Genomic DNA, 282 nt, shown 5'->3' with positions numbered 1-282 from the left:
GCGTTTACCCCCGCCAAGTCGTTAAGCGTTCCCTAGCGCATAACGCTGCGGCCGCCATTTTGGTTCACAACCATCCCTCGGGTTGTACAGAACCCAGCCAGGCGGATCGCGTCTTGACCGCACGGCTGAAGGAGGCCTTGGCCTTGATCGAAGTGCGTGTATTGGATCACTTCATCGTGGGTGAAGGTCGTCCTCTCTCCCTTGCCGAATACGGCTGGCTTTAACCCTCACAGGCGCCTTCGGGCGCCTTGTTCATTTTCATTCTGGAGAACCCTCATGAAC

The 282-nt window shown here is 57.1% G+C and carries 1 protein-coding gene; it reads left to right on the top strand.

Features of this window, described 5'->3' with window-relative positions; all coding sequences use genetic code 11:
- Positions 1-224 (top strand): JAB domain-containing protein (locus AAEZ05_RS28265; RefSeq protein WP_350649877.1); only part of this gene is annotated, 224 nt, incomplete at its 5' end.
- Positions 225-282: the final 58 nt, after the last annotated feature.

Source organism: Pseudomonas sp. HY13-MNA-CIBAN-0226 (assembly GCF_040310305.1).
In the GTDB taxonomy this organism is placed as follows: domain Bacteria; phylum Pseudomonadota; class Gammaproteobacteria; order Pseudomonadales; family Pseudomonadaceae; genus Aquipseudomonas; species Aquipseudomonas gregormendelii.
The sequence above is the reverse complement of the archived record's forward strand: the minus strand, read 5'-3'. Positions and strand labels throughout refer to the sequence as shown.